General features: G+C 33.7%; 17 protein-coding genes and 2 tRNA genes. 10 read left to right on the top strand and 9 right to left on the bottom strand.

Features of this window, described 5'->3' with window-relative positions; all coding sequences use genetic code 11:
- The first annotated feature begins 22 nt into the window (after positions 1 to 22).
- Together C4S29_RS07275 and C4S29_RS07280 are read left to right on the top strand one after the other, a co-directional pair.
- Positions 23 to 2,134, top strand: coding sequence for a prolyl oligopeptidase family serine peptidase (locus C4S29_RS07275; RefSeq protein WP_103913492.1), 2,112 nt, complete (start codon positions 23 to 25; stop codon positions 2,132 to 2,134).
- 330 nt (positions 2,135 to 2,464) lie between these two features.
- Entirely contained in the window at positions 2,465 to 4,894 is a 2,430-nt protein-coding gene (locus tag C4S29_RS07280; protein WP_103913493.1) for a glutaminyl-peptide cyclotransferase, read from the top strand.
- 169 nt (positions 4,895 to 5,063) lie between these two features.
- Here the strand turns inward: C4S29_RS07280 and C4S29_RS07285 are convergent, their stop codons facing one another.
- The 6 genes from C4S29_RS07285 to C4S29_RS07310 form a co-directional block, all read right to left on the bottom strand.
- Positions 5,064 to 7,592 carry a T9SS type B sorting domain-containing protein gene (locus C4S29_RS07285; RefSeq protein ID WP_103913494.1) on the bottom strand — a complete coding sequence of 843 codons (2,529 nt, stop codon included), beginning with the start codon at positions 7,590 to 7,592 and terminating at the stop codon, positions 5,064 to 5,066.
- A 29-nt stretch (positions 7,593 to 7,621) separates the two neighbouring features.
- Positions 7,622 to 10,057 carry a T9SS type B sorting domain-containing protein gene (locus C4S29_RS07290; RefSeq protein ID WP_221405524.1) on the bottom strand — a complete coding sequence of 812 codons (2,436 nt, stop codon included), beginning with the start codon at positions 10,055 to 10,057 and terminating at the stop codon, positions 7,622 to 7,624.
- 144 nt (positions 10,058 to 10,201) lie between these two features.
- Positions 10,202 to 10,711 (bottom strand): DUF4252 domain-containing protein, encoded by a 510-nt coding sequence (locus tag C4S29_RS07295; RefSeq protein ID WP_103913496.1) that lies wholly within the window; start codon positions 10,709 to 10,711, stop codon positions 10,202 to 10,204.
- 4 nt (positions 10,712 to 10,715) lie between these two features.
- Positions 10,716 to 12,002: a DUF4252 domain-containing protein gene (locus C4S29_RS07300; RefSeq protein ID WP_103913497.1), complete on the bottom strand. Its 1,287-nt coding sequence runs from the start codon at positions 12,000 to 12,002 to the stop codon at positions 10,716 to 10,718.
- A gap of 27 nt (positions 12,003 to 12,029) precedes the next feature.
- The gene (locus C4S29_RS07305) at positions 12,030 to 12,734 is read right to left on the bottom strand and encodes a hypothetical protein (protein ID WP_103913498.1); all 705 of its coding nucleotides are present in this window, start codon (positions 12,732 to 12,734) and stop codon (positions 12,030 to 12,032) included.
- The gene (locus C4S29_RS07310; protein ID WP_103913499.1) at positions 12,712 to 13,218 is read right to left on the bottom strand and encodes an RNA polymerase sigma factor; all 507 of its coding nucleotides are present in this window, start codon (positions 13,216 to 13,218) and stop codon (positions 12,712 to 12,714) included. The genes C4S29_RS07305 and C4S29_RS07310 overlap by 23 nt, the downstream gene beginning before the upstream one ends.
- 240 nt (positions 13,219 to 13,458) lie before the next feature.
- Here C4S29_RS07310 and C4S29_RS07315 point away from each other — a divergent pair, with 240 nt between their 5' ends.
- The gene (locus C4S29_RS07315) at positions 13,459 to 14,997 is read left to right on the top strand and encodes a trypsin-like peptidase domain-containing protein (protein WP_103913500.1); all 1,539 of its coding nucleotides are present in this window, start codon (positions 13,459 to 13,461) and stop codon (positions 14,995 to 14,997) included.
- 276 nt (positions 14,998 to 15,273) lie between these two features.
- Here the strand turns inward: C4S29_RS07315 and C4S29_RS07320 are convergent, their stop codons facing one another.
- The 3 genes from C4S29_RS07320 to C4S29_RS07330 form a co-directional block, all read right to left on the bottom strand.
- Positions 15,274 to 15,726, bottom strand: coding sequence for a hypothetical protein (locus C4S29_RS07320; protein ID WP_103913501.1), 453 nt, complete (start codon positions 15,724 to 15,726; stop codon positions 15,274 to 15,276).
- Positions 15,727 to 16,110 (bottom strand): RidA family protein, encoded by a 384-nt coding sequence (locus tag C4S29_RS07325; protein ID WP_103913502.1) that lies wholly within the window; start codon positions 16,108 to 16,110, stop codon positions 15,727 to 15,729. It lies immediately after the preceding gene.
- Between the two features lie 85 nt (positions 16,111 to 16,195).
- Positions 16,196 to 18,811, bottom strand: coding sequence for a putative LPS assembly protein LptD (locus tag C4S29_RS07330; RefSeq protein ID WP_233740514.1), 2,616 nt, complete (start codon positions 18,809 to 18,811; stop codon positions 16,196 to 16,198).
- Positions 18,812 to 18,838: 27 nt separating this feature from the next.
- Here C4S29_RS07330 and C4S29_RS07335 point away from each other — a divergent pair, with 27 nt between their 5' ends.
- The 7 genes from C4S29_RS07335 (at position 18,839) to aroQ (ending at position 23,253) form a co-directional block, all read left to right on the top strand.
- The gene (locus tag C4S29_RS07335) at positions 18,839 to 20,128 is read left to right on the top strand and encodes an N-acetylmuramoyl-L-alanine amidase family protein (RefSeq protein WP_103913503.1); all 1,290 of its coding nucleotides are present in this window, start codon (positions 18,839 to 18,841) and stop codon (positions 20,126 to 20,128) included.
- Positions 20,129 to 20,187: 59 nt separating this feature from the next.
- A tRNA-Glu gene (locus C4S29_RS07340) sits at positions 20,188 to 20,259 on the top strand.
- A gap of 103 nt (positions 20,260 to 20,362) precedes the next feature.
- The gene (gene rpsT, locus C4S29_RS07345; RefSeq protein WP_103913504.1) at positions 20,363 to 20,617 is read left to right on the top strand and encodes a 30S ribosomal protein S20; all 255 of its coding nucleotides are present in this window, start codon (positions 20,363 to 20,365) and stop codon (positions 20,615 to 20,617) included.
- A gap of 13 nt (positions 20,618 to 20,630) precedes the next feature.
- A tRNA-Glu gene (locus C4S29_RS07350) sits at positions 20,631 to 20,702 on the top strand.
- A gap of 297 nt (positions 20,703 to 20,999) precedes the next feature.
- Complete coding sequence (locus tag C4S29_RS07355; protein ID WP_103913505.1) at positions 21,000 to 21,632, top strand: protein-tyrosine-phosphatase; 633 nt, start codon at positions 21,000 to 21,002, stop codon at positions 21,630 to 21,632.
- 2 nt (positions 21,633 to 21,634) lie between these two features.
- The gene (arsB, locus tag C4S29_RS07360; RefSeq protein WP_103913506.1) at positions 21,635 to 22,675 is read left to right on the top strand and encodes an ACR3 family arsenite efflux transporter; all 1,041 of its coding nucleotides are present in this window, start codon (positions 21,635 to 21,637) and stop codon (positions 22,673 to 22,675) included.
- 164 nt (positions 22,676 to 22,839) lie between these two features.
- Positions 22,840 to 23,253, top strand: a complete 414-nt coding sequence (aroQ, locus tag C4S29_RS07365) for a type II 3-dehydroquinate dehydratase (RefSeq protein ID WP_103913507.1) — start codon at positions 22,840 to 22,842, stop codon at positions 23,251 to 23,253.
- The last annotated feature ends 57 nt before the right edge of the window (positions 23,254 to 23,310 follow it).

Raw genomic sequence — 23,310 nt, forward strand, 5'->3', positions numbered from 1 at the left:
TTTTTGATAAAATGATTTTTCTATGAAAATACCCCTAATTTTTAGTGCAATAGCCATCTTAATCGGTACTTCTTGCTCCGCCCAAACCATGAATAAAAAATTAAAGTATCCTGAAACTAAAAAAATTGCTCATTCCGACACGTACTTTGGAACTGTGGTTCAAGATCCTTATCGCTGGTTAGAAGACGACCAAGCCAAAGACACCAAAGATTGGGTGCAACGAGAAGCGGCATTTACAAAAAATTATTTTTCAAGAATACCTTATCGTGAAGAAATAAAAGCGCAACTAAAAGACATTTGGAATTATGAAAAAATCGGCGCGCCATTTAAAGAAGGGGATTTTACCTATTTTTATAAAAATGATGGACTGCAAGCACAAGCGGTCTTATACAGAACCGATAAAAATGGAAATACAGAAGTTTTTTTAGATCCTAATAAATTTTCTGCTGATGGCACGACCTCTTTGGCTGGCGTTTCATTTAATAAAAAAGGAAACTTGGTTGCTTATTCATTCTCTGAAGGTGGCTCTGATTGGCATAAAATAATAATTTTAGATGCAAATACTAAAGAGAAAATCGACGAAACCATACAAGATGTGAAATTTTCTGGTGCTTCTTGGTTAGGCGAAGAAGGTTTCTTTTATGGTAGTTATGACAAGCCTAAAGGCAGCGAACTGACGGCAAAAACAGATTCGCAAAAAGTATATTTTCATAAATTGGGCACAAAGCAAAGTGAAGACCAACTTATTATAGGTGGTGAAAATTTCAAAAGACGTTACATGGGGATTTATCTTTCTGAAGATGAACGTTATGAATTTTTGAACGCCGCAAATGCAACCAATGGGAATGAACTTTATGTAAAAGATTTAAAAAACAATACGGATTTTATCGCAATTCAAAAAGGATATGATTTTAACACCAATGTTGTAGATACTAAAGGTGATTTTATTTATGCAATGACAGACAAAGACGCACCCAATATGCGCTTGGTAAAATTTAACATCAACTCACCAACAGTTTGGACGGACGTTATACCAGAAACAGAAAACGTTCTATCAGTTTCCACCGGCGGCGGATATATTTTTGCAAAATATATGAAAGATGCTTTAACAAGCGTAGATCAATTCGACTATGATGGGAAACTCATCCGCACTATTACACTTCCCGGAAAAGGCACTGCAAGCGGTTTTAGTGGTAAAGAAAATGATAAAGATTTGTACTATTCTTTCACCAATTACATCACGCCCGGAACCACTTTTAAATTTAATGCAGAAAGCGGCAGATCTGAAGTTTTCCAAAAGCCAAAAGTAAAATTTAATCCTGAAAATTTTGTCTCCGAACAAGTGTTTTATACTTCGAAAGATGGCACAAGAATCCCAATGATGATTAATTATAAGAAAGGATTAAAAATGGATGGTAAAAACCCAACTATTTTATACGGTTATGGCGGTTTTAATATTAGTATCACGCCCTCTTTTTCTGTGGTGAACGCCATTTGGATGGAAAATGGTGGTATTTACGCCGTTCCAAACATCCGTGGTGGTGGCGAATACGGTAAAAAATGGCACGATGCTGGAACAAAAATGCAAAAGAAAAATGTATTTGAAGATTTTATTGCCGCGGGAGAATATTTGCAGAAAAAAGGCTATACTTCTAAAAACTTCATGGCACTTTCTGGCCGTTCAAATGGTGGCTTGTTGGTGGGTGCAACGATGACGATGCGACCAGATTTAGCAAAAGTGGCTTTCCCAGGCGTAGGCGTTTTGGATATGTTGCGTTACAACAAATTTACCGCCGGCGCAGGCTGGAGTTACGATTACGGAACTGCCGAAGATTCAAAAGAAATGTTTGAATATTTAAAATCTTATTCTCCAGTTCAAAATGTTCGAAAAGGCGTTTGTTATCCCGCAACGATGGTTATTACAAGTGATCACGACGATAGAGTTGTTCCTGCGCATTCTTTTAAATTTGCAGCGAATCTACAAGAAAAGCAATCCTGCAATAATCCGGTTTTGATTAGAATTGAAACCAATGCCGGCCATGGCGCAGGTAAATCTACAGACCAAATAATTGGCGAAAATGGTGATTTGCTAAGTTTTGCGCTTTATGAAATGGGCATTAAAAAATTAAAATAAAATTCTAAAACGCCTAATTTTTGATTTTTTAATCAATGTTTTTTAAAATTTGCTGTTTGCTTAATTTGCTGTTTGTAGAAAAGAACTTTTAAAAAAATCAAGTATTGTTCTTAATTCGTTAGAAATAGAGATTTTTCATAATAGGACGAACAAAAACAAATAATTCAATCTGTTTTAGTTTGAAAATAATAGATTAACTTTTTTTATGCATACGAACAAATTAAATTATGGTCTATTAAAAGCACTTCACATTAAACTTCTGTTAATTCCTTTCAAATTTGGTTATTATAGAAACTGTTTTAATTAAATTAGCCGTGAAAATTATGTTTTATGAAATCTAAACTTTTTCTTTCTTTTTTAGCAAGTTTGTTAATGCTTCACGTTTTTGCACAAACGCCAACAAATAATCCAAAAGCTGCAAAAATTTTGCTATCCAACGGATGGTCTTTAACGCCAGCCGGAAGGTCTTTGCCTTTGGGAGATTTACCTTTAAATATGGCTTTATCTCACTCTAATAAATTATTGGCAGTGACGAATAATGGACAAAGCACGCAAAAAATTCAATTGATTGATCCAAAATCAGAGACAATTTTAGATGAAAAACCAATTTCAGAATCTTGGTATGGCCTAACTTTTAGTAGAAACGGAAAAAAATTATATGTTTCGGGTGGTAATGATAATATGATTTTAATTTACCCAATTATCAAGCAAAAATTAGGAACCGCCGACACAATAAAACTCGGAAAAAAATGGCCAAATAAAATTAGCCCAACAGGAATTGCAGTGAATGACAAAGCAAAAATTCTTTATACCGTAACTAAAGAAAATAATAGTTTGTATGTGGTAGATTTAAAATCAAAAAAAGTTTTAAACCAAATAGAATTGGGTGCGGAAGCCTACGATTGCCTTCTTTCTCCGGATAAAAAAAACTTATATATTTCTTTGTGGGGCGCAGATGAAGTGGCCGTTTTTGATACACAAAGCAAAAAAATTACGTCTAAAATTAAAGTTGAAAATAATCCCAATGAACTTTGTTTAAACAAAAAAGGGACGGTTTTATTTGTAGCCAATTCTGGTGATAATTCTGTTTCTGTTATTAATACTGCAAAGAAAAAAGTAATCGAAGTGATTTCCGCAAGCATTACTCCAACCAAATTAACAGGCTCTACAACTAATGGACTTGCGCTTTCGTCAGATGAAAAAACATTATTTATTGCCAATGCAGATAACAATTGTTTGGCTGTTTTTGATGTAGAAAATCCAGGGAAAAGTTTTAGCAAAGGTTTTATTCCAACCGGATGGTATCCCACAAATGTAAAAAGTTTCGGAAATAAAATTTTTGTATCCAACGGCAAGGGATTTACAAGTTTACCAAATCCTAATGGTCCGAAACCAATCAGCAAAAGTGACGACAGCGGTTACCAAAAAAGTCCTTCTGTTAAAAAAAATGAGCAATATATTGGTAGTTTATTCAAAGGAACTTTATCTATAATTGATATTCCAAAAGAAGCGCAACTCGAAAAATACAGCAAACAAGTTTTTGCAAATGTTCCTAATAGAAAGCCTTTACAAACTATTAATTCTATAAAAGACAATCCGATTCCCTATAAATTAGGAGACAAAAGCCCGATTAAACACGTCTTTTATATTATCAAAGAAAATAGAACTTACGACCAGATTTTAGGCGATGTAAAAAAAGGAAACGGCCAAGATTCTCTATGCCTTTTTCCTGAAAAAGTAACGCCAAATATTCATGCGTTGGCAAATGAGTTTGTCTTGCTAGATAATTTTTATGTGGATGCAGAAGTTAGCGCAGATGGCCACAACTGGAGCACTGCAGCGTATGCCAATGATTATGTAGAAAAAAGTTGGCCTATAAGTTACGGTGGTCGCGGCGGAACTTATGACTTTGAAGGTTCTAGAAAAATCGCTTATCCAAGAGATGGTTTTATTTGGGATTATTGCAAAAGAGCAGGCTTAACTTACCGTACTTATGGCGAATTTACGGATGGAAAAACAGCAAACATTCCTTCATTAGAAAATAATTTTTGCCCCGGTTATGCAGGTTTTGATATGAAAGTTAAAGACATAACGCGCTACCAAGTTTGGGAAAAAGATTTTGATGAATTGCTTGCGAAAAATGAAGTGCCACAATTTAGCACTTTAAGATTTTCCAGCGATCACACAAGCGGGCAACGATTGGGAAGTCGCACACCGACTGCGGATGTTGCGGATAATGATTTGGCCGTGGGTTTATTGGTTGATCATATTTCTCACAGTTCCATTTGGAAAGAATCTTTGATTATTGTTTTAGAAGATGACGCGCAAAACGGTTCAGATCATGTTGATGCACATCGCTCGCCAATTTTGGTCATCAGTCCTTATACAAAAAGAAATCAAGTAATTTCTACAATGTATTCTACAAGTGGGGCTTTAAGAACAATGGAATTGGTTTTAGGTTTGCCGCCAATGAGTCAATATGATGAAGTGGCTTTGCCTTTTTACGAATGTTTTACGCCAGAAATTAATTTAAAACCTTACAATCACATCGAAGCAAATGTAGATTTGGATGCCGTGAATGTTGCTGTGAATAGCAGTTCTAAAAAATCGGCTTCGTTTAATTTGGCTAAAGAAGATTCAGTTCCGGATTTGGAATTAAATGAAGTAATCTGGAAATCGGTGAAAGGCGAAAATTCTGTAATGCCTGCACCAAGACGAAGCGCCTTTGTAAAAATGGAAAAGAAGAAAGATGATGATTAGTTTTTTTTAATGATTTAATAGTCAAAAATAGTTGGTGAAATTCTTTGTAATGCCGATTAGTATTGATGATACATAAAGTTTATTGAACTTTGTTTCAATAATTTTTTTTATGACTAAAAATTCAAAATAAATACGCCTTTATAATTTAAACAGAAATTTTGCAAGAAATTTAATCTCTGTTTTTTAAAAGCAACCACATGCTTTTTGAAATTATTTCTGATGAATTTTTAACAGTGTAAGAATATGTAACCCAATATGTTGAAGTAGGAAGCACTCGCCTTTCAGTATTTTTACCATCCCAAAAATAATTTTCAGAATCGTTAGTTCTTTCGTAAACCTTTTTACCAAAACGGTCAAATATTGCTAATTTTAAATCGGAATAATCTTTTAGTAGTGAATAATTCCAAACATCATTTATTCCATCACCGTTGGGCGTGAAAACATTGGGCAACGTTACCTCAACTGGTGGCTCTAATGGTTTTTTTAATAATTTAATTTTCTTAATTATAAAACAGCCATTTGTGGTTGAAATTCGCACAAAAACTTCAGTCGGATTATCTGTTGTAAAAGCAAGTAAATTAAAGATTTCATTCACTTGGTTTTCGGCATCAGATTGCGATAGATAAAAATGAAAAGTTTCGCCATTAGTATTATTAATTACGGAACTCAAATTATAAATGTAATTTGGATCATCAAAACTGTCATTTAAAATTTCTGATTTTACGTCTCCAATTGCTGCTGCGAAAACGGAGAAATTCACTTTAACAACTTCATAAAATCCGTTTGCTGCGGTCATTTTATAAACCAAGCGATCATTTGCATTAAATCCCGCATTATTTGTAACTTTTATTATACCATTTTCAATCACCGCAGAACCATTATTTGGTGGTGTTAAAATCTCAAGTTTTATGAAATTCAGATTATCATTTGGTTTAGAAAACTTGGGAACAATAGTAAAATTTGGGCAAATTTCTCCTAAATCTAAAGTAGAGATTACATAAGGGCAATCATCAACTTGAACGGGTTTTGTAGTGTAAGTAAATGTGGAATAAGACAAAACGCAAGTGTAGGAACCTGGAACAATTGGGACATAAGTTGGCGAATTTGCACCCGGAATATCTACGCCGTTTAATTGCCATTGAAAGCCTTCAAAATCAATATTATTTAATGATAATAAAACTTCTTCCTGAATACAATTTCCTTTTTTTATAATATAAGGATCATTAGAAAAACCGGTGTAATGACTTGCAAAACCACGCGTATCTTCAAAATCATTTGGCGCAAGTCTTTCATGCCCGTTTAAAATATTTAAAACTAAGCCAGAATTAGCTGAAACTTTCAAATTTTCTAATGTGTTTTTTGGAATTTTTACTTGAAAATATTTGTAAGAATCTGTCCCTTTTATGTTAAACGGTCCAGTTGAAGTATTTACCGGAACATCATTAATAAAAGGAATTTGACCTGTTGGAAGATAGATATTAAGCCTTGAATCTAAACTTACTTTTGCACCAACTTTAGAAAACTGCGGTACAAAATCTACCGTTCCGGGAAGACTAGAATCTAAAGGCAAAACCAAATCCATGCTTTGGCAAAAAGTTCCAAAATAATTACCTTTATACTGATTTGGAGTTCCTGCTGTGAATTGGTAGCAATAAATTTTAGCTGAAGACTTCACATATAATCCAAAATTTCTTTGCACGTCACTGTTTGTGGCATCATGTTCAATAAATTTATTGGGATTACTTATAATCGTTGAATAATACTGTCCTTTATTTAAAGTAATTGGAGTAGTTTCATCATTAAAATAAACTTTAGTATTATCTTCTGTAGCAATGATAAGCGCTCCTTCTGAACTTCCTTGCTGAGTAGAAAAACCCATCCTCAAGAAATATTCTTGCCCAAGATTTTTCACCGGGAGCGATTGGTCATAAAGCAAATTCCAAGATTGATCAAAGGCAACTTCGCCAATATAATTTCCGTTTACAACGGAAACTGGCTGATCAGCAACAATCTCCGCTCCTATAAAATCATTAAATACATCATTGCTAAAAGCATAAGGAATATCTGCAGGATTGTAACTGTAATTATCTTTTGCACTTATTTTTATATTATAAGATTCGCCTTTGTTTAAAATAATATTAAACTGAGAATGTTTTTGTCCATCAGCAAAAACAATACGGTTTTGTTTGTTGTTCACCGTAACTTTCGTATTGTCTTTTGTAGCATAGATACTTGTAAAAAAAACACCATAGTTTTCTACATAAGACGGTGCTGCAGCAATAAAAAAATGCTTTCCAATAGCAGTTTTTCCTTTAGAAGTAATAACTTCTTCACCCGAACTACTGCTAATTCTATAACTGGCGTAAAAACTATTAGCACCCGCAATATGCAAACCACGCGTTACAGGTTTAAATAAAAATTTGTCGCCCGTGAAATACACACTTGAACTTAGGTCATAAACAATTGGCGAAGATTTACTGAGCATAAAACTTGCGATAACTGTATCTCCACTAAATAATTTTACTAAAAATGGCGTTTCGTGTGGTGTAGAAAGATATATTTTTCCCTCATAAAATTCAGGCGAGCCTTCTTTTGCAAACCAGTGAATTGGCGCAAACCAATGCTCCAAATCTAGTTGTGCTTTTGCAGAAAAACTACAAAATAATATAAAAAATAGTATGACCTTTCTATGAAACATTTGCGTAAAGATATTTCATTTATTTAAAATCATCTATTTTTTAACAAAAGCCATTGCGAGCCTTGGTAAGTTTGCTGCACAATAGGATCAAAATAAGAATAAACCACCCATAAAGTTTGCGTTTTTAATTTTTTTTGCTGTGCGCCAAGACCATTCCACTTAAAAGATGAATTTGCCGAAGTATGCTTGAATACTAATTTCCCATAACGATCAAACACTTGAAGTTGCACGTTTTCCATCGTTTTTAAAACCGAATAATCCCAAACATCATTAAAACCATCATTATTTGGCGTGAATACATTCGGGAATAAATTGCCGTTATCTGGCGACGGATAGGGCAAAAGCAAATCTATTTTTTTAATTATAAAACAGCCGTCATTATTTTTAACCCTTACATAAACGGCGCTTGGATCTGCTGTTCCATAATTTTCGGGTGAGGAGATGGGATTGGTTTCTGCATCTGCATCGGCCAAATTTTCGTAAAAAACAAAGCTTTCATTATTTAGATTTAAAATAGCAGAAAATAAATCATAGTAATAAACCCGGTTTGCAACATTTATTGGGCGAATTTCTGATAAAACATCAGCAATTGGGCCGTGTAAAGTATTAAAAACAATTTTCACTATTTCATAAAAACCATTCGCAGCGGTAATTTTATAAACAAATCTGTCTTTTCCTGTAAATGCGGGATTCATCGTAATTTTAAAATTTCCATTTTCTAAAACTACATTTCCGTGTTGAGGTTGGGTTAAAATTTCTAAGTTAACAATATCTAGATTTTCATTGGGCGGACTGAACTCTGGTTTTACAAAAAACACTGGACAAACATCACCAATGTCTTTTGTTGAAATAGTGTAAGGACAATCTTTTACCGTTATTGCATCTGTTATAAAAGTAAAATCAGCATAACTTAAAGCGCATGTGTAAACTCCTGGAAGTTGCGGTTCGTAAGTTGGCAAATTTGCTCCAGGAATATCTACGCCGTTTAATCGCCATTGGATTTTATCAAATTGTATATTGCTAACCCTTAAAAAAACCCCTTCTTGAAGGCAATTTCCATTAACAATGATGAATGGATCATTAGAAAAAGCGGTATAACTGCTGCCAAAACCCGAATATCTTTTTCCGCCGACGGCATCTACGTTGATTCCTTTATTAGAGGTAATATTTAATGTTCCACCTGCGAGCGAGGTCGTAAAATAAGACCAACCATCTTTACCGACCATTGGTGAAAAAGGTGGTTTGTATCCATTAATTTGTACATCTGCATCAGTTGGCGCTTTTATAGAAATTTTAGTTTCAAAAAGGTTGTTTCCAATTAAATTTACAGAAGGAATTTGAACCAAATTTTCCAAATTTTGCCGCGGATCTTGCTCATAATTTTTATCTAGAGGAAAAGATAAAAGCATTCCTTCTGGGCCGAACGTTTTATCCAAAGCTCTTGGTGGTGGATGATCGTAAATACCACCAGAAATTTGATAGACATAAACAGGTTCTGTGGTTTTAATATACATCCCTCCTGTTTCTATAACGCGTCCTAAAATATTAGAAAAATCTGGAATATTTCCTTTAATGAATTTTATTGGGAGATAAGGTGCCGTAAAAAAAAATTCTCCAGCGTTTAAAGTTTTTGTGGGTTGGGAATCGTCATTAAAATAAACTTTAGTATTGTCTTTGGTGGCTATAATTAAGGCGCGTTCTGTGGGGAATTTATATGGTGTCATACCGCTTACCAAAAAATATTCTTTACCAATTTTAGAAGTCGGAATGCTTTGTTCTAAAGTAATATCCGCCGGACTTTCCCCGAAATATTGACTTTCAAAATTACCATTATCCATCACAATTGGTTTATCTGAAGTTACTTTTGCACCTATAAACGTGGCTTCATAATCATCAATACCAAGGAGAGGATCTGCATCTTTTTTTAGTGCAACTGCCATGTAAGATTCTCCTTTATTTAAAGTAAAATCCAATTCATCTGCTGTAGAACCATCAGCGAAGACTAATCTATCATCATAATTTGAAATTTTCACGTGGGTGTTATCTTGCGTCGCCATCACGGAAATTTGATAGTTTAATATCGACCGATCTTTGTCGTACACGATATTTTGTTCCATCCCGGCAAAAAATTCTTCGCCAAGTGCGGTTTTTCCTTTAGAAGAAATAACTGTAGAGGGTGAACTAGACATCCTTAAACTGGCATAGAAACTTTTTTCGCCGGCTAGGTGAAGGCCTAATTTTGAGGTTTTCATTGCCAAGCGATTTGCCGTGGCATAAATAAGCGCATTATAATTTTTAATTTCATATCTCACCGGCTGGCTTTTGCTTACCATCACAGAATCTACAACTTGGTTATTATTGTAAATTTTTACCTGAAACGGCGTCACTTTATCGGTTGATAAATAAAGATAAAATTGCGTCATGCTTCCACCAGAACGAAAAACAGGCGGAAACCAATGTTCCAAATCCAATTGTGCTTTCGCGGAAAAACCACAAAATATTAAGAAAACGAAAAAAAGCTTTATCAGATGCTGCACCTTGTAAAAATAGCAATTAAAAATATAAAAAAAACCATCCGATTGGATGGCGAAATAATTTTAACGAAAAATTTATTTATTTGCTGTATTTATCAAGTTTGTGATGTCTTCTGGCGAAAATTTTCCACGAATGTCTATGAATACCAAATCATTCCCAGAATTGACGGTCAACATTAATTTCTTAATAAAATTACCGCTTTGCTGCGCTTTTATATTGACGTTTTCGCCGTTATGTTTGATGGACATCCAATCTTCGTAATTGTTATCTAGAAGGTTTTTTGCAAAGTTTTTGACCATTTCTGTGTTGCCATTTTCCACGGTTAGTATTTTCACTTTAGTAACTTTTCTAATTAAATTCATAACTTCTTTAGAATCTACATCATTATCATCCCGCAACGCTTTTCTAATCATCGGTTTTGCTAAAAAAAGCGGCACATTCACACTCACATAGTTGGCGTCAGAATTAGATAAATCTTCTCCGTTAAAATAGGCAATATTTGGTTTTGATGAGACCACACAAGATTGAAGCATCATAAAAAATAAGGCTAAAAAGGCGGTTTTTATAAGAATTTTTCGATTCATAATTTTAGAATTTTACAAGTTTACCACCAGAAATTTTACTGATATTTCCGGTTATATTTTTGGGGGTTCCTTTGTATCGAATTTTTCCACCGCTTGATGCGTCTGCTTTTAAATCCCCTGAAACATTGATGGTTAAATTTGCTGCAGAAGTGGCGTTACTTTGGGAGTTTTCAACCTCTAAATTTTGTGCATTGCAGTTTGCCGCGCTCGTTACTTCGAAATTGGCTTTATAAACTTTGCCGTTAATTGTGGCGTTGCTTCCGCTCGTGCCTTCAAAATTTAACTGGTTCGCTTTGAGGTTTGCATTTAGATTTGCGCCAGAAGTAACTTCAAAATTGGCGAGGTTCTTTACCTCAAAATCGCCATTAACCAGTGATCCAGAAGTGGTTTCAATTTTTATGTCGTTTCCTTTTAAAGTATTTAAAACCACAAAACTTGAACCTGAAGAGGTAGAAATCCTAGAAAGTTCTGGCGCCACAACATTCACAAATATTTTTTTAAAGTTCAAATTTTTGTTCGAAGGGTTTTTAATTGAAATTTTCAAAGTATTTCCTTGTACAACGGTAGAAATATACTGCAATTTATCTTCATCGGTTTCCACACGAACTTCCTGATTCTCACCCTGTGTGAAATTTACTTTTATGCCCGAAGTTACTTCAATACCCGTAAAACTGCCGAGTTTACGCTCTTCAGAATCGCGGTTTGTAACTTTTGAATTAGAAGAATTGGTGTTTGAGTTTGTAAAAGAATTGGTGCTTGTAAAAGTTTGGGTTTCGTTCACCAATTTATTTACGTCGTCCATAGAGATTTTTCCATCGAGCATCATCAAAACAGTGTTGTCTTCTGAAGAAATATTGAGCAATAAATCATCTAAAATACCATCTTTTGCGCCAGCAGAAAGAAATTTTATCTTGTTGTCTTTGCTGTTTACAGACATTAATTCTTCATAATTCAGGCTTTTCAAAATCGAAGAAATATCGGTTTGTATTCCGGTATAATTGAGGTTGGATTTTAAACCTTTTCCATCTGCTAAATTTCCGTTTGGTTTTTCGATAATCAATATTTTTAGGCCATTTATTTTGCTTAACAATGGTTTTATTTGGTCTAATTCGCCATCGCCCAAATTCAATTTATTGAGCATGCTAAACATTGGTTTCGAAATTTTGATGGAAGTTACCCCTTCAGAATCTTGATAGCGATCAAACAATTGGTCTAATTTTTCTTTTTGGGCCGAAACAGTGGTAATTGCGGCGCAAAAAAATGCGATTATTAATGCTATTTTTTTATACATGATTTCTTTTTTTTAATTTAATTAATTTTAATTATCTGGGTTCAAAGTACTTAAAACCTCCGCTTGATCAACACTTCGGTTTACGTTATTTGCTAAAATCTGGAACGAATATTTCGTGACATCAATCGCGTCTTTTTCACTGGTAATTTTGTGTCCGTTGATGATGACGTATCCGCTTTCGTATTCAGGCTTTTCTTTGGATTTTTTAGAAGGTTTGTTTTCCACGTATCTCGCTACAACTTTTCTTTTCATTCGTGCTTTTTTAGGTAAAATTTCATCTAAAACACTTTTGTTATCGGCCATTTTTTTCGGTTCTGAAACTGTTTTTACTTCTTGTGGCTCGTAAGTATTTTCTTGCAAAACCTCTACTTTTGCTTTTTTGTAAATATCGGCTGTTGCCAATTGGCTATTCACTTTTTCTTGTGCGTTTTCTTTATTATTAAACCAAAAAGCAGCGATAGAAAACATTAAAACCAAACTTGCGGCCAACCAAAGCCAGTTGAAATTTGATGATTTTGTAGCAATAGGAATTACTTTTTCATTACCCGTCAAAGCCATAAAATCGTTAAAATTTAATCGTGATTTTTCTTGCTTTTCTTGTTTTAAAGATTCAAAATAAAGCGATTCTTCCGCCGATAAATGTTCAGCGTTTTTTAATAATTGTTCTTCTGAAACGCTTGTTTCTCCGTCGTAAAATTTCTGGAGTAATTTATGATAGTGTTCTGTGTTCATAACTCATTAATTGGGTAATTTGTGCTTTTACTTTCTGCCTTGCGCGCATAAGGTTAACTCTAACTGCGTTTTCTTCCATTTCCAAAATTTCAGAAATCTCAGAAATTTCGTGCTCTTCTACGTCTTTTAAGTGAATCACGAGACGTTGTTTTTCTGGTAATTCATTAATATATTTTAAAATAAAATCTTTTAAATTATTGGTTTCCATCTGAAATTGTTCTGAAGTGTGAAGTTTTACTTCTGCGAAATTCATTTTTACTTGATGGTGTTTTAAACGGTTTAAGCAATCATTTTTCACACATTTTAATATGTAAGATTTAAGATTTGCATATTGTAAAAGTTCTTCTTTTTTCTGCCAAAATTTCAATAATAAATCTTGCACCAAATCTTCTGCTTCATCTGAACTTTGCAAATATTTTTTCGCAAAACGGTACATTTCATCTTTCAGGGAAAAGACCGTAGTTTCAAATGTTTGTAAAGTCATAGTTTAGTTTCTAATATTAAGACATTTAAAGGTAAAGTTTTATTACATCTTAAAATTAAATAAAAGTGAAATTTAATTTTAATGCTAAAGTTTCCTAATTTTTAAAGGAAAAAATATCTGAAATTTTAAAATTGCATAATTCTTGTTAAAGTATCGTTAAAACTGAAACAAGGGTACTTTTTATGCTACCAATTTATTAGTAAATTTGAATATTAATTTTAAAAAAAAGTATATAAAGCAATGAAGAACAGTTTAAAAAAATTATTACCACTTGCCATAGTAGGGGTAATTTCTGCAGGTACTACTTTTGGAGCCATTAATTATTTTGGTACTACTACAAATAATGTAGATACGGGATATTTCCATAGTTCAAACAAAGATGCGAGGTTTGCCTCGATGAATACGCAAGGCGCAAGCGAAGATTTTGTAAATGCTGCAAAGATGACGGTTCCGGCGGTTGTAACCATAAAAAATTATCAAACCAATAGACCCGACAGTTCTTCTAACCAAGATATGTTTGATTGGTTTTTTGGCGGTGGCGGTAATCCTTTTGGTGGCGGACAGCAAAGACAGCAACCACAACAAAGACAGCAACCACCGAAAAATATGCCAACAAGTTTAGGTTCTGGCGTCATCATTTCTCCAGATGGCTATATTATTTCTAACAACCACGTTGTGGCTGGTGCAAATAAATTAGAAGTGGTGCTTTCTAATCAAAAAAGTTACACAGCAACCTTAATTGGCCGTGATCCTAATACCGACATTGCTTTATTAAAAATTGATGAAAGTGGATTGCCTTATCTTAATTTTGCAAATTCTGATAATGTAGAAGTTGGGCAATGGGTTTTAGCAGTAGGAAATCCTTTGGGGTTAAATTCCACAGTTACTGCGGGGATTATTTCAGCAAAAGGTAGAAGTATTGATTTGCTAAGCCAACACAGCAAAACGCCGATAGAAAGTTTTTTACAGACCGATGCAGCGATTAACCCGGGAAATTCCGGCGGTGCTCTTGTAAATACAAACGGAGATTTAATTGGGATAAATTCTGCAATTTCATCTAATACAGGTTATTACGAAGGTTATGGATTTGCAGTTCCAGCAAATTTAGCCAGAAAAGTAGTTGAAGACTTAAAAAAATACGGCTTGGTACAAAGAGGATTTTTAGGTGTTAATTCTTTAGATTTATCTAATGACATGCAACTTGCACAATACAATCAACAAAATAAAACCAATATAAAAGGTGGAACTGGTATTTATGTAGTTGGTGTTCAAGAAAAAAGTGGTGCTGAAGATGCAGGAATTAGAACTGGCGACATCATCACGAAAATAGATAACGCTCCTGTTTTAAGTTTTTCTGATCTTTCTGTAGCAGTTGGCAGCAGAAGACCAGGCGATAAATTAGCCGTTACTTATAAAAGAGCGGGGAAAGAATACACAGCAAATGTGACATTGAAAGATCAAAACGGTGGCACTTCTGCCAGAAGCAAAGCAGACCTAAGTGTACATGAAAAAATTGGCGCAGAGTTTCAAGAATTGAGCGATAAAGTGAAAACAGATTACGGCTTATCTAGCGGTGTTCTTGTAGAAAACACAGTTGATGGTGGAGAACTAGATAAAATTGGCGTTCAAGATAATTATGTAATCATGGAAATCAATGGGAAACCAGTGAATTCGCAAAAAGATGTAGAAAAAATCTTAAAAGATTACAAAGGCAATGTATCCGTGAAATTTGTGGACGGCTATGGTAGAATTTATACCAAAGGCTTCAAGATGCCTTAAAAAATCAATGATAGACCGATCGACTATAGTTATCGGACTATGATAAAATTTTTAAACGTAAAACGCAACCCTAAAAGTTGCGTTTTTTTTGTCTTAATTTTAAAAAATGAATACAAATCAATTAATTATATTGAATTCAATTCACACAAATTTGGAGGTTTAAATTATTCCAATCCCCGAAAGCCGCTAATGTCCAAATTATACTGACTGATAAAAATTTGACTCGTTCTACAACAATATTTAGCCAACTAAAGATTCTCGCAAACTTGGTTTATATTAGTTTTTCTTATTTAAAAGTTTCGCAGCCATTTTCTTTTTTCGTTCAAAAATCACTTCTGTAATCTTCCCGCCCATCCAAGCGAAAGGGAAAAAAGTAAGAAAAATGGTGATTTTGTAAAATGTAGGATGATAGGGGAAAATAATAATATCCAACATAGCGATAAAAAGCAAAATAAAACCAATTAAAATAGCATAAGCCACTTTTGCATATTTTACTATAATTGCCGTAACTACACCGCCAACTGTAGATGCAATACCCGTGGAGACCAAAAGTGCTACGAAAAAATAAGGTTTATGTTGCACAGATTTTAGCACACTTTCCCAATTTTGGAAAGGTGTAAGTTGGCTATAATTAATCCACGAAGGATTTAGTTTTATCCCAAGTGTAATAATGATACCTGCCACAGCAAGACCAACTATAACCGCAAAAGTATTTCTTAAAAAATTCATTTAATCTTGATGCGCTATCATAGAAATTTCTATATCTACATTTTTTGGCAAGCAAGAAACCTGCACTGTTTCTCTCGCTGGATAAGAATCTGGATCTAAATAAGAGGCGTAAATTTCATTCATCTCTGCAAAATCATCCATGTTTTTTAAAAAAATTGTGGCTTTTACGACGTTTCTAAAAGTCATTCCAGCTTCTTCTAAAACGGCTTTCAAATTTTTCATCACCTGATGCGTTTCCTTTGCTATGCCTTCTACTAATTTACCGGTTGCCGCATCTACAGGGATTTGCCCAGAAATATACAAAATTCCATTTGCGAAATTTGCTTGCGAATACGGCCCTATTGCTGATGGCGCCAATGGTGTAGAAATGATTTTTTTTGACATATTGAAACGATTTAAAATTTATTATTAAAAATAAATTAGTACGCAAATATAAAATATTACTTCTTAAAGTATCAATTAAATTAAATTAAAATGGTGCATTTGGTTGGGTGAAGCTTCTGTCTTTATATTTCACCGCATCTTTTAGAATATTGGCTTTTATGCCGATAAAGAAATCATACACTTTATATTGCCCAAAAGGCACCCAATTAAAATTAATGGTAAAACTCCTTTGGTCGCGCGAAAAACCAAGTCTTGTATAAGCCAATTGCTTAGAAACCACATCATAATTTGTGCTTCCCGTAATATTCCAATAAGGAGTAAGTTTTAAACTTCCATCTAAACCTACAGACGCTACTTTTGTACCAAATTTAGTTAAACTTCTGGTGTAAGCGTAATTTGCATTGATATTTAAAGTCCAAGATTGGTTGAAATGCGCATAATTATCGTCATCGAAATAATAATTTTCATTTCTAATCTGGCCTTTGGTTTTATAGATCTTGGAAAGGTCTTTTGCTTTTCCAAAAATTTCTGAACTTAAAGGATAACTTAATTGCAAATTGAAACCCTGCAAACTAAAATGTCCAAATTTTTCGGTCCTAATTCCCGTTTCAGAACCCGGTGCAAAAAGAATTTGATAAGGCTCTAAAACCAAACTGGTATTTACATTCAATTTATTGTTAAAGAAAGAAGATTGCCCATTAATGCTGAAGACCGACCATTTATATTTCTCTGCAGCGAAATTATAACTACCAGAAATATTTAGATTTTCAAATAATTTTACCTTTTTTATGCCAGTCGAATCTGTTTTAGATTTTACTTTCATCTCAATATTATTTCCGATGCTGAAACCCACACTTTCTACCAAACTAGAATTTGGCGTCCCAATAATGCCCTTATCAAAGATAGAATAAGGCGTTAATTCTCCGCGGTTGTTATAATAATTTTTATAATAACCATATTTTGACTCACCGAAATTCGGCGAATAATTGAAACTAATGCTTGGCGTAATCACGTGTCGAATAGCTTGCACTGGCGATGTTTTCTTAAAATTCAGCATGCCATATAATGTAGTTTGCAAACTTACGCTTGTAGAAAAACTAGAAAATCCTGCAAGTTTATTATTGAGATTATCTACAAGAAGATTCGTAACGGGATCGTAAAACCTAGTTAAAGTTTTGGTTGTTAAAGCATTATCTATATTTGCAGATAATGAAAAGGTAAAATATTTTGCAATTGTAGTGTTCGTTCCCAGTTGAATATTATTTTTTACGCCTGTTTGCATTTTATCAAACATGGCTTGTGTAAACAAATCACTTTGTGGTGCAGAAACATAATTATTAATATTCAAACCGGTATTTACTGTTATATTTTCTAGTAAGCCTTGTCTTAAACCTGTTTTAGACTTTAATAAATAAAACTGATTGATGGCCACATTCATCTGTGGAAAACGAATATCGGTATTACCAGTTGAAAAATTTTGTGAATAATTCCCTGATGCTGTGATGGTTATCGGTAATTTTAAAAACCGTTTTATAACACTTATACTAGAATTCTGCTGCGCATTTAGCACGTTTTGATTAAAAATATAGTCGTTATTTACCGTATTGCTATAAAATTTTGTGCTCACAATATCTACCGATGCAGAAAACGTAAGCAGAGGATCGGCTTTTGCATCTTGCTGATGCCGCCATGAGATTCTAAAAGTTCCAGATTTCGAATAATCATCCAAGCCTTTTATTCCCCGAACTGTAGTGCCAATATCTGCCGAAAAATTACCAGAATAGCGGTAATTTTTTCTATAGTTTAATTCAGGTTTAAAATTGAAACTTCCTTTGGTGTAAATATCGGTAAGGATTTTCAGATCAAAATGGTCGCCAATGGGAAGATAATACCCGAGACCGTTTAAGAAAAATCCTACATCCTGCCTTTCACCAAAACTCGGGATCAAAATCCCCGCAGAACGCTTATCCGAAAAGGGTAAAATAGCGAACGGCAAAATCAAAGGTGTTGGGACTTGCTCTATATAAAGTTGAATTGGCCCTGTTACAACCTGTGAATTTTTCTTTCCTTTTATTAATTTAATGTTGGGCGCCAATAAATAATAATCTGCTGTGCTGTCTTTTTTCTTTAAAAAATACTGATCCGTGGTGTATTTTCCGCGGCGCATAAAAAAGATAGAATCATTGTATTTTTTTGTTTTTTCCGCAACAATAACACCTTCACTTTCTTCCGTTCTTGCATTAAAGGCAATGGCTTGCTTAGTTTTAATATTATAAGAAAACTGATCGGTTTCATATTTTTTCCCGGCTTGCGTGGTTACAACAGGCTGCGTTATTTTGCCTAGAGAATCTAGTTTACCGCGCGCAAACACGAGCCCTTTCTTCCAATCAATACTGATATAATCTGCATCTATCTGTAAATCTTCATACTTTACCTGCGCTTTTCTGTTGAGATAAGTCATGCTTTTCGGCAAATCATTTCTAATGTTGTCTGCTTTGGTTTGCACAGTAGATTCTAACTTCTCCTTTGCACCCAAACTATCTTGTTTCAACTTCACGGTATCTGAAACTATCCTATTTTTCGGCAAATTTTTCGGCGCGGTTTGTGCTAAAAAATTGTTAAAAATTAGGATAATTAAAATATGTAGTATATTTTTGGAAACTGTTTTGTGCAAAAGTTGGTAATTGATTGTTGGGCTCAAAATTAATATAAATTTTAAAATTGAAAGATGATTATATCAAGATTTAACATTCTCAAATGTTTTTTTCTTATTTCTCTCCTATTTTCAACCTTTGGTTTCGCTCAGAAAAAGTTCGTTTTGGTGCTAGATGCTGGCCACGGCGGCTCAGACTTCGGTGCAAACAGAGGATATTCTGATATTGGCCGTGTAAATGAAAAAGATATCACTTTAGCAATAACGTTAAAATTAGGTAAACTTTTAGAAAAAAATAAAGATATAAAGGTAATTTACACCCGTACAACGGATGAATATCCTTCTTTGACAGCGAGAACCAATCTCGCAAACCGTAATAAAGCCGATCTTTTTATTTCCATCCATTGCAATGCAAACGACAGAAGTTCGCCTTATGGTACTGAAACTTTTGTGCAAGGACCAGATCAAAACAAAACCAATCTGGAAGTCGCAAAAGAAGAAAACGATGTGATTTTTTTAAATGCAGAAGATAAAAAAACTTTTTCTTCCTACGACCCAAACTCTCCAGAATCGTTAATTGCCCTAAAAATCCAACAAAGCAAATATTTGGAAGCTAGTTTAACATTAGGAAGTTTAGTAGAAGATAATTTTGCAAATAAAGACAAACGCTTATCTCGAGGTGTAAAACAAAAAAACCTCCACGTTTTAAGACTAAATGCAATGCCCTCTATTTTAATAGAAACAGGCTTTATCAGCAATTATGATGAAGCACACTACTTGGTTTCAGAGGCGGGACAAAATGAAATTGCACAATCAATTTATGACGCCATAATTAGTTATAAAAATTTGAAAGGAAATATTTCCACTGCTGAAACTAAACCAGAAGAACCAAAACAACCTGCCGAAGTACCATCGAAAAACGATTTCAGAATTCTTCTAATGAGTACGCCAGTAAAATATGATGAGGGGGATCCCGCTTTTAAAGGATTAAATTACATCCTTACTATCAAAGAAAATGGTTTATATAAATATTACTACAGCACCACAAATATGGCTTCTATTCGAGATAATAACCTGAAAACGGCAAAAGATGCTGGTTTTAGAAACGCGTATGCTGTTGGTTTTATTCCAAATCAAACATTAGGAACTGGTTATTACAGGATAGAATTGGCCGCAACAAAAGATAAACTGAGCAGTAATTCATACATCCTAAATACCCTAAAAGGCGTAGATCGCAACAAAGAAAAAGGAATATTTTATTACACTTATGGCAAATATAATTCTTTGGAGCAAGCGGTAGAAAACCAAAAGGATTTAGAAAAACGCGGAATAAAAAATACCGTAATCGAAAAAGTTTTAAAATAATAACTGCACAAATTTTTTTTCAAGTGTTAAAATTCTTACTTTTGCACGCAGAAAATTTTGGCCTATTCGTCTAGTGGTAAGGACTCAAGATTTTCAGTCTTGCAACAGAGGTTCGATTCCTCTATAGGCTACAAATGTTAAAATTAAAAGCAAAAAAAAATTTTATTATTTTTTGAAAAAAGATTTTGAAAATTAAAAAAAATACATATCTTTGCACCCAAGTTTTTAGAAAATATGGCAAATCATAAATCAGCGCTGAAAAGAATCAGACAAACGGAAGTACGAAGATTAAGAAACAGATATTATTTCAAATCTGCGAGAACTGCCGTTAAAGTATTAAGAAATGAAGAAGATAAAAGTGCTGCAACAGAGCAATTACCTAAAGTAATTTCACTTTTAGACAGATTGGCAAAGAAAAACATTATTCACAAGAATAAAGCAGCCAACTTAAAAAGCAAATTAACTAAACACGTAAATGGTTTAGCATAAAAAAAATGGACGCGGCCCGTTCGTCTATCGGTTAGGACCTCAGGTTTTCATCCTGGAAAGAGGGGTTCGACTCCCCTACGGGCTACTTAAGACCTTCAAGAAATTGAAGGTCTTTTTGTTGTTTTAATATTAATTTATCATTAAATATTCTATTTATTTAAAAATAATTCTGCTCAAATAAATATTAATCGTAATATTGCAATATAATAATTTAATCAGAAGAAAGGTGAATTGAAATTAAAACTTCAACAATTAAAATCTGATTTCTCTTCTATCAAAAAGAATGAGTTCTCACTTTTGCTTTTAACCGCAAATAAACTGCAATGAAAAAGACGATATTGAAATATTAAATCAAGATTTAAATTGAAAAATTAAAACCACAATGACAGCAAAAAAATCGAAAACATTTGCAAAAATCGAAAAATTAATCTCAGAACTCCATCCGGAAGCAATTCCCAATGAACGCAAAATCGTTTTGCAAACTTTAATAGATTTTATCCAATTGAAAACTGCGAATAAGCAAGAAATTCGGTTAAACTTTATTTGCACGCATAATTCCCGAAGAAGTCATCTTTCCCAAATTTGGGCGCAAACAATCGCATATTATTTTGATATTAAAAATGTCTTTTGCTACTGTGGCGGAACTGAAGCAACAGCACTTTTCCCAATAGTTGCAAAAACTTTGCAGAATTCTGGCTTTCAAATTAAGACCATTTCTGACGGAGAAAACCCAATTTATGCCATAAAATATGCTAAGAACGAACATCCTATTATTGGATTTTCAAAAAAATTTGATGACGATTTTAATCCAAAATCAGAATTTGCAGCGATAATGACTTGCGATTCTGCAAACGAAGCCTGCCCCATTATTTTTGGCGCAGAAATAAGAATTCCTTTCACTTTTGAAGATCCAAAGATATATGATCATTCGCCTCAACAAAGTGAAAAATACGTAGAAAGAAGTTTGCAAATCGCAACAGAATTATTTTATATTTTTTCGAAAATTAAAAACTAAAAATGGCAGCAAAAAAATTAAATTTTCTCGATAGAAATCTTACTTGGTGGATATTTTTAGCGATGGCAATTGGCGTCTCACTTGGTTATTATATGCCAAATTTCTCAACTATCATCAACACTTTTAGCAGTGGAACAACCAATATCCCCATTGCCATTGGTTTAATATTAATGATGTATCCACCGCTCGCAAAAGTGAATTATGCTTTGTTGCCAAAAGTTTTCAAAAACATAAAAATCTTATCCATTTCTTTAATTTTAAATTGGATTATCGGACCTGTTTTAATGTTTTTTTTAGCCATCACATTTTTACGAGAACATCCAGAATATATGGTTGGCTTAATCTTGATTGGCTTGGCGCGCTGCATTGCAATGGTTTTAGTTTGGAATGATTTGGCTGAAGGCAGCAGTGAATACGGCGCAGGTTTAGTTGCTTTAAATAGCATTTTCCAAGTATTTGCTTATAGTTTTTATGCGTGGCTTTTTATAACGGTTTTACCGCCCTATTTTGGCTTTGCGGGCGCAATTGTTGATATTTCTGTCGAGACAATTGCAGAAAGTGTAGCCATTTATTTAGGAATTCCTTTTTTAATGGGAATTTTGAGCAGATTAATTTTAGTTAAATTAAAAGGTGAAACTTGGTACACTAAAAAATTTATTCCGAGTATTTCGCCCATAACTTTAATTGCGCTTTTATTCACGATTGTAGTCATGTTTTCTCTGAAAGGCGAATTAATAGTGCAAATACCGATGGATGTTTTATTAATTGCAATTCCACTCCTCATCTATTTTACGGTCATGTTTTTTATCGGATTTTTTGTTACAAAAGCCACTGGCGCAGAATATGACAAAACAACTTCAGTTGCATTTACGGCCGCTGGAAATAATTTTGAACTCGCAATTGCCGTTGCAATTGCCGTTTTCGGATTAAATTCTGGGCAAGCATTTGCGGGCGTCATCGGCCCTTTGGTAGAAGTTCCAGCGTTAATATTGCTTGTTCGTGTTTCGTTTTGGTTGCGGAAAAAATATTTTAAAAAAATTTGAACTTAAATTTGACACTTCTACCTCTAAGTAATGTAATTTTTGAAAGCTAAATAATACTTTATATATTTGTGAAAATTACCCAATTTAATCGCCATGATTTGCAAACGTAAATTTTGATGAAGATTTAGCGATTCTATTTGACCTAAAAAAATATAATTTTACTTATGAAAATTCTCATTTTAAATGGACCTAATCTTAATCTTTTAGGCACGCGTGAACCAGAAATTTACGGTGATGTTTCTATGGAAAATTATTTGAAAGACTTGCAAAAAGAATTTTCTAAAGAAGAAATAATTTATTACCAATCAAATATAGAAGGTGAAATCATCAACCGTCTGCAAGAAGATGATTTCGAAGCACTCATTATAAATCCCGGCGCATTTACGCATTATTCTTATGCAATTTCAGATTGCTTAAAAAATATTAGAAAACCGAAAATTGAAGTTCACATTAGCAATATTTACCAAAGAGAAGAATTTCGGCAAAAATCTGTGACCGCAGCGGTAAGCAATGGGATTATTTCTGGTTTTGGAATGAACGGATATCGTTTAGCGCTCTTGAGTTTAATTCAAAAATAAATTTTTAAAGCACAAAATCGGCGCTCAAAATTCATTAATTAAAGTTTTATTGACTGC

The organism is Halpernia humi, from assembly GCF_900108025.1.
GTDB classification, from domain to species: Bacteria; Bacteroidota; Bacteroidia; order Flavobacteriales; family Weeksellaceae; genus Halpernia; species Halpernia humi.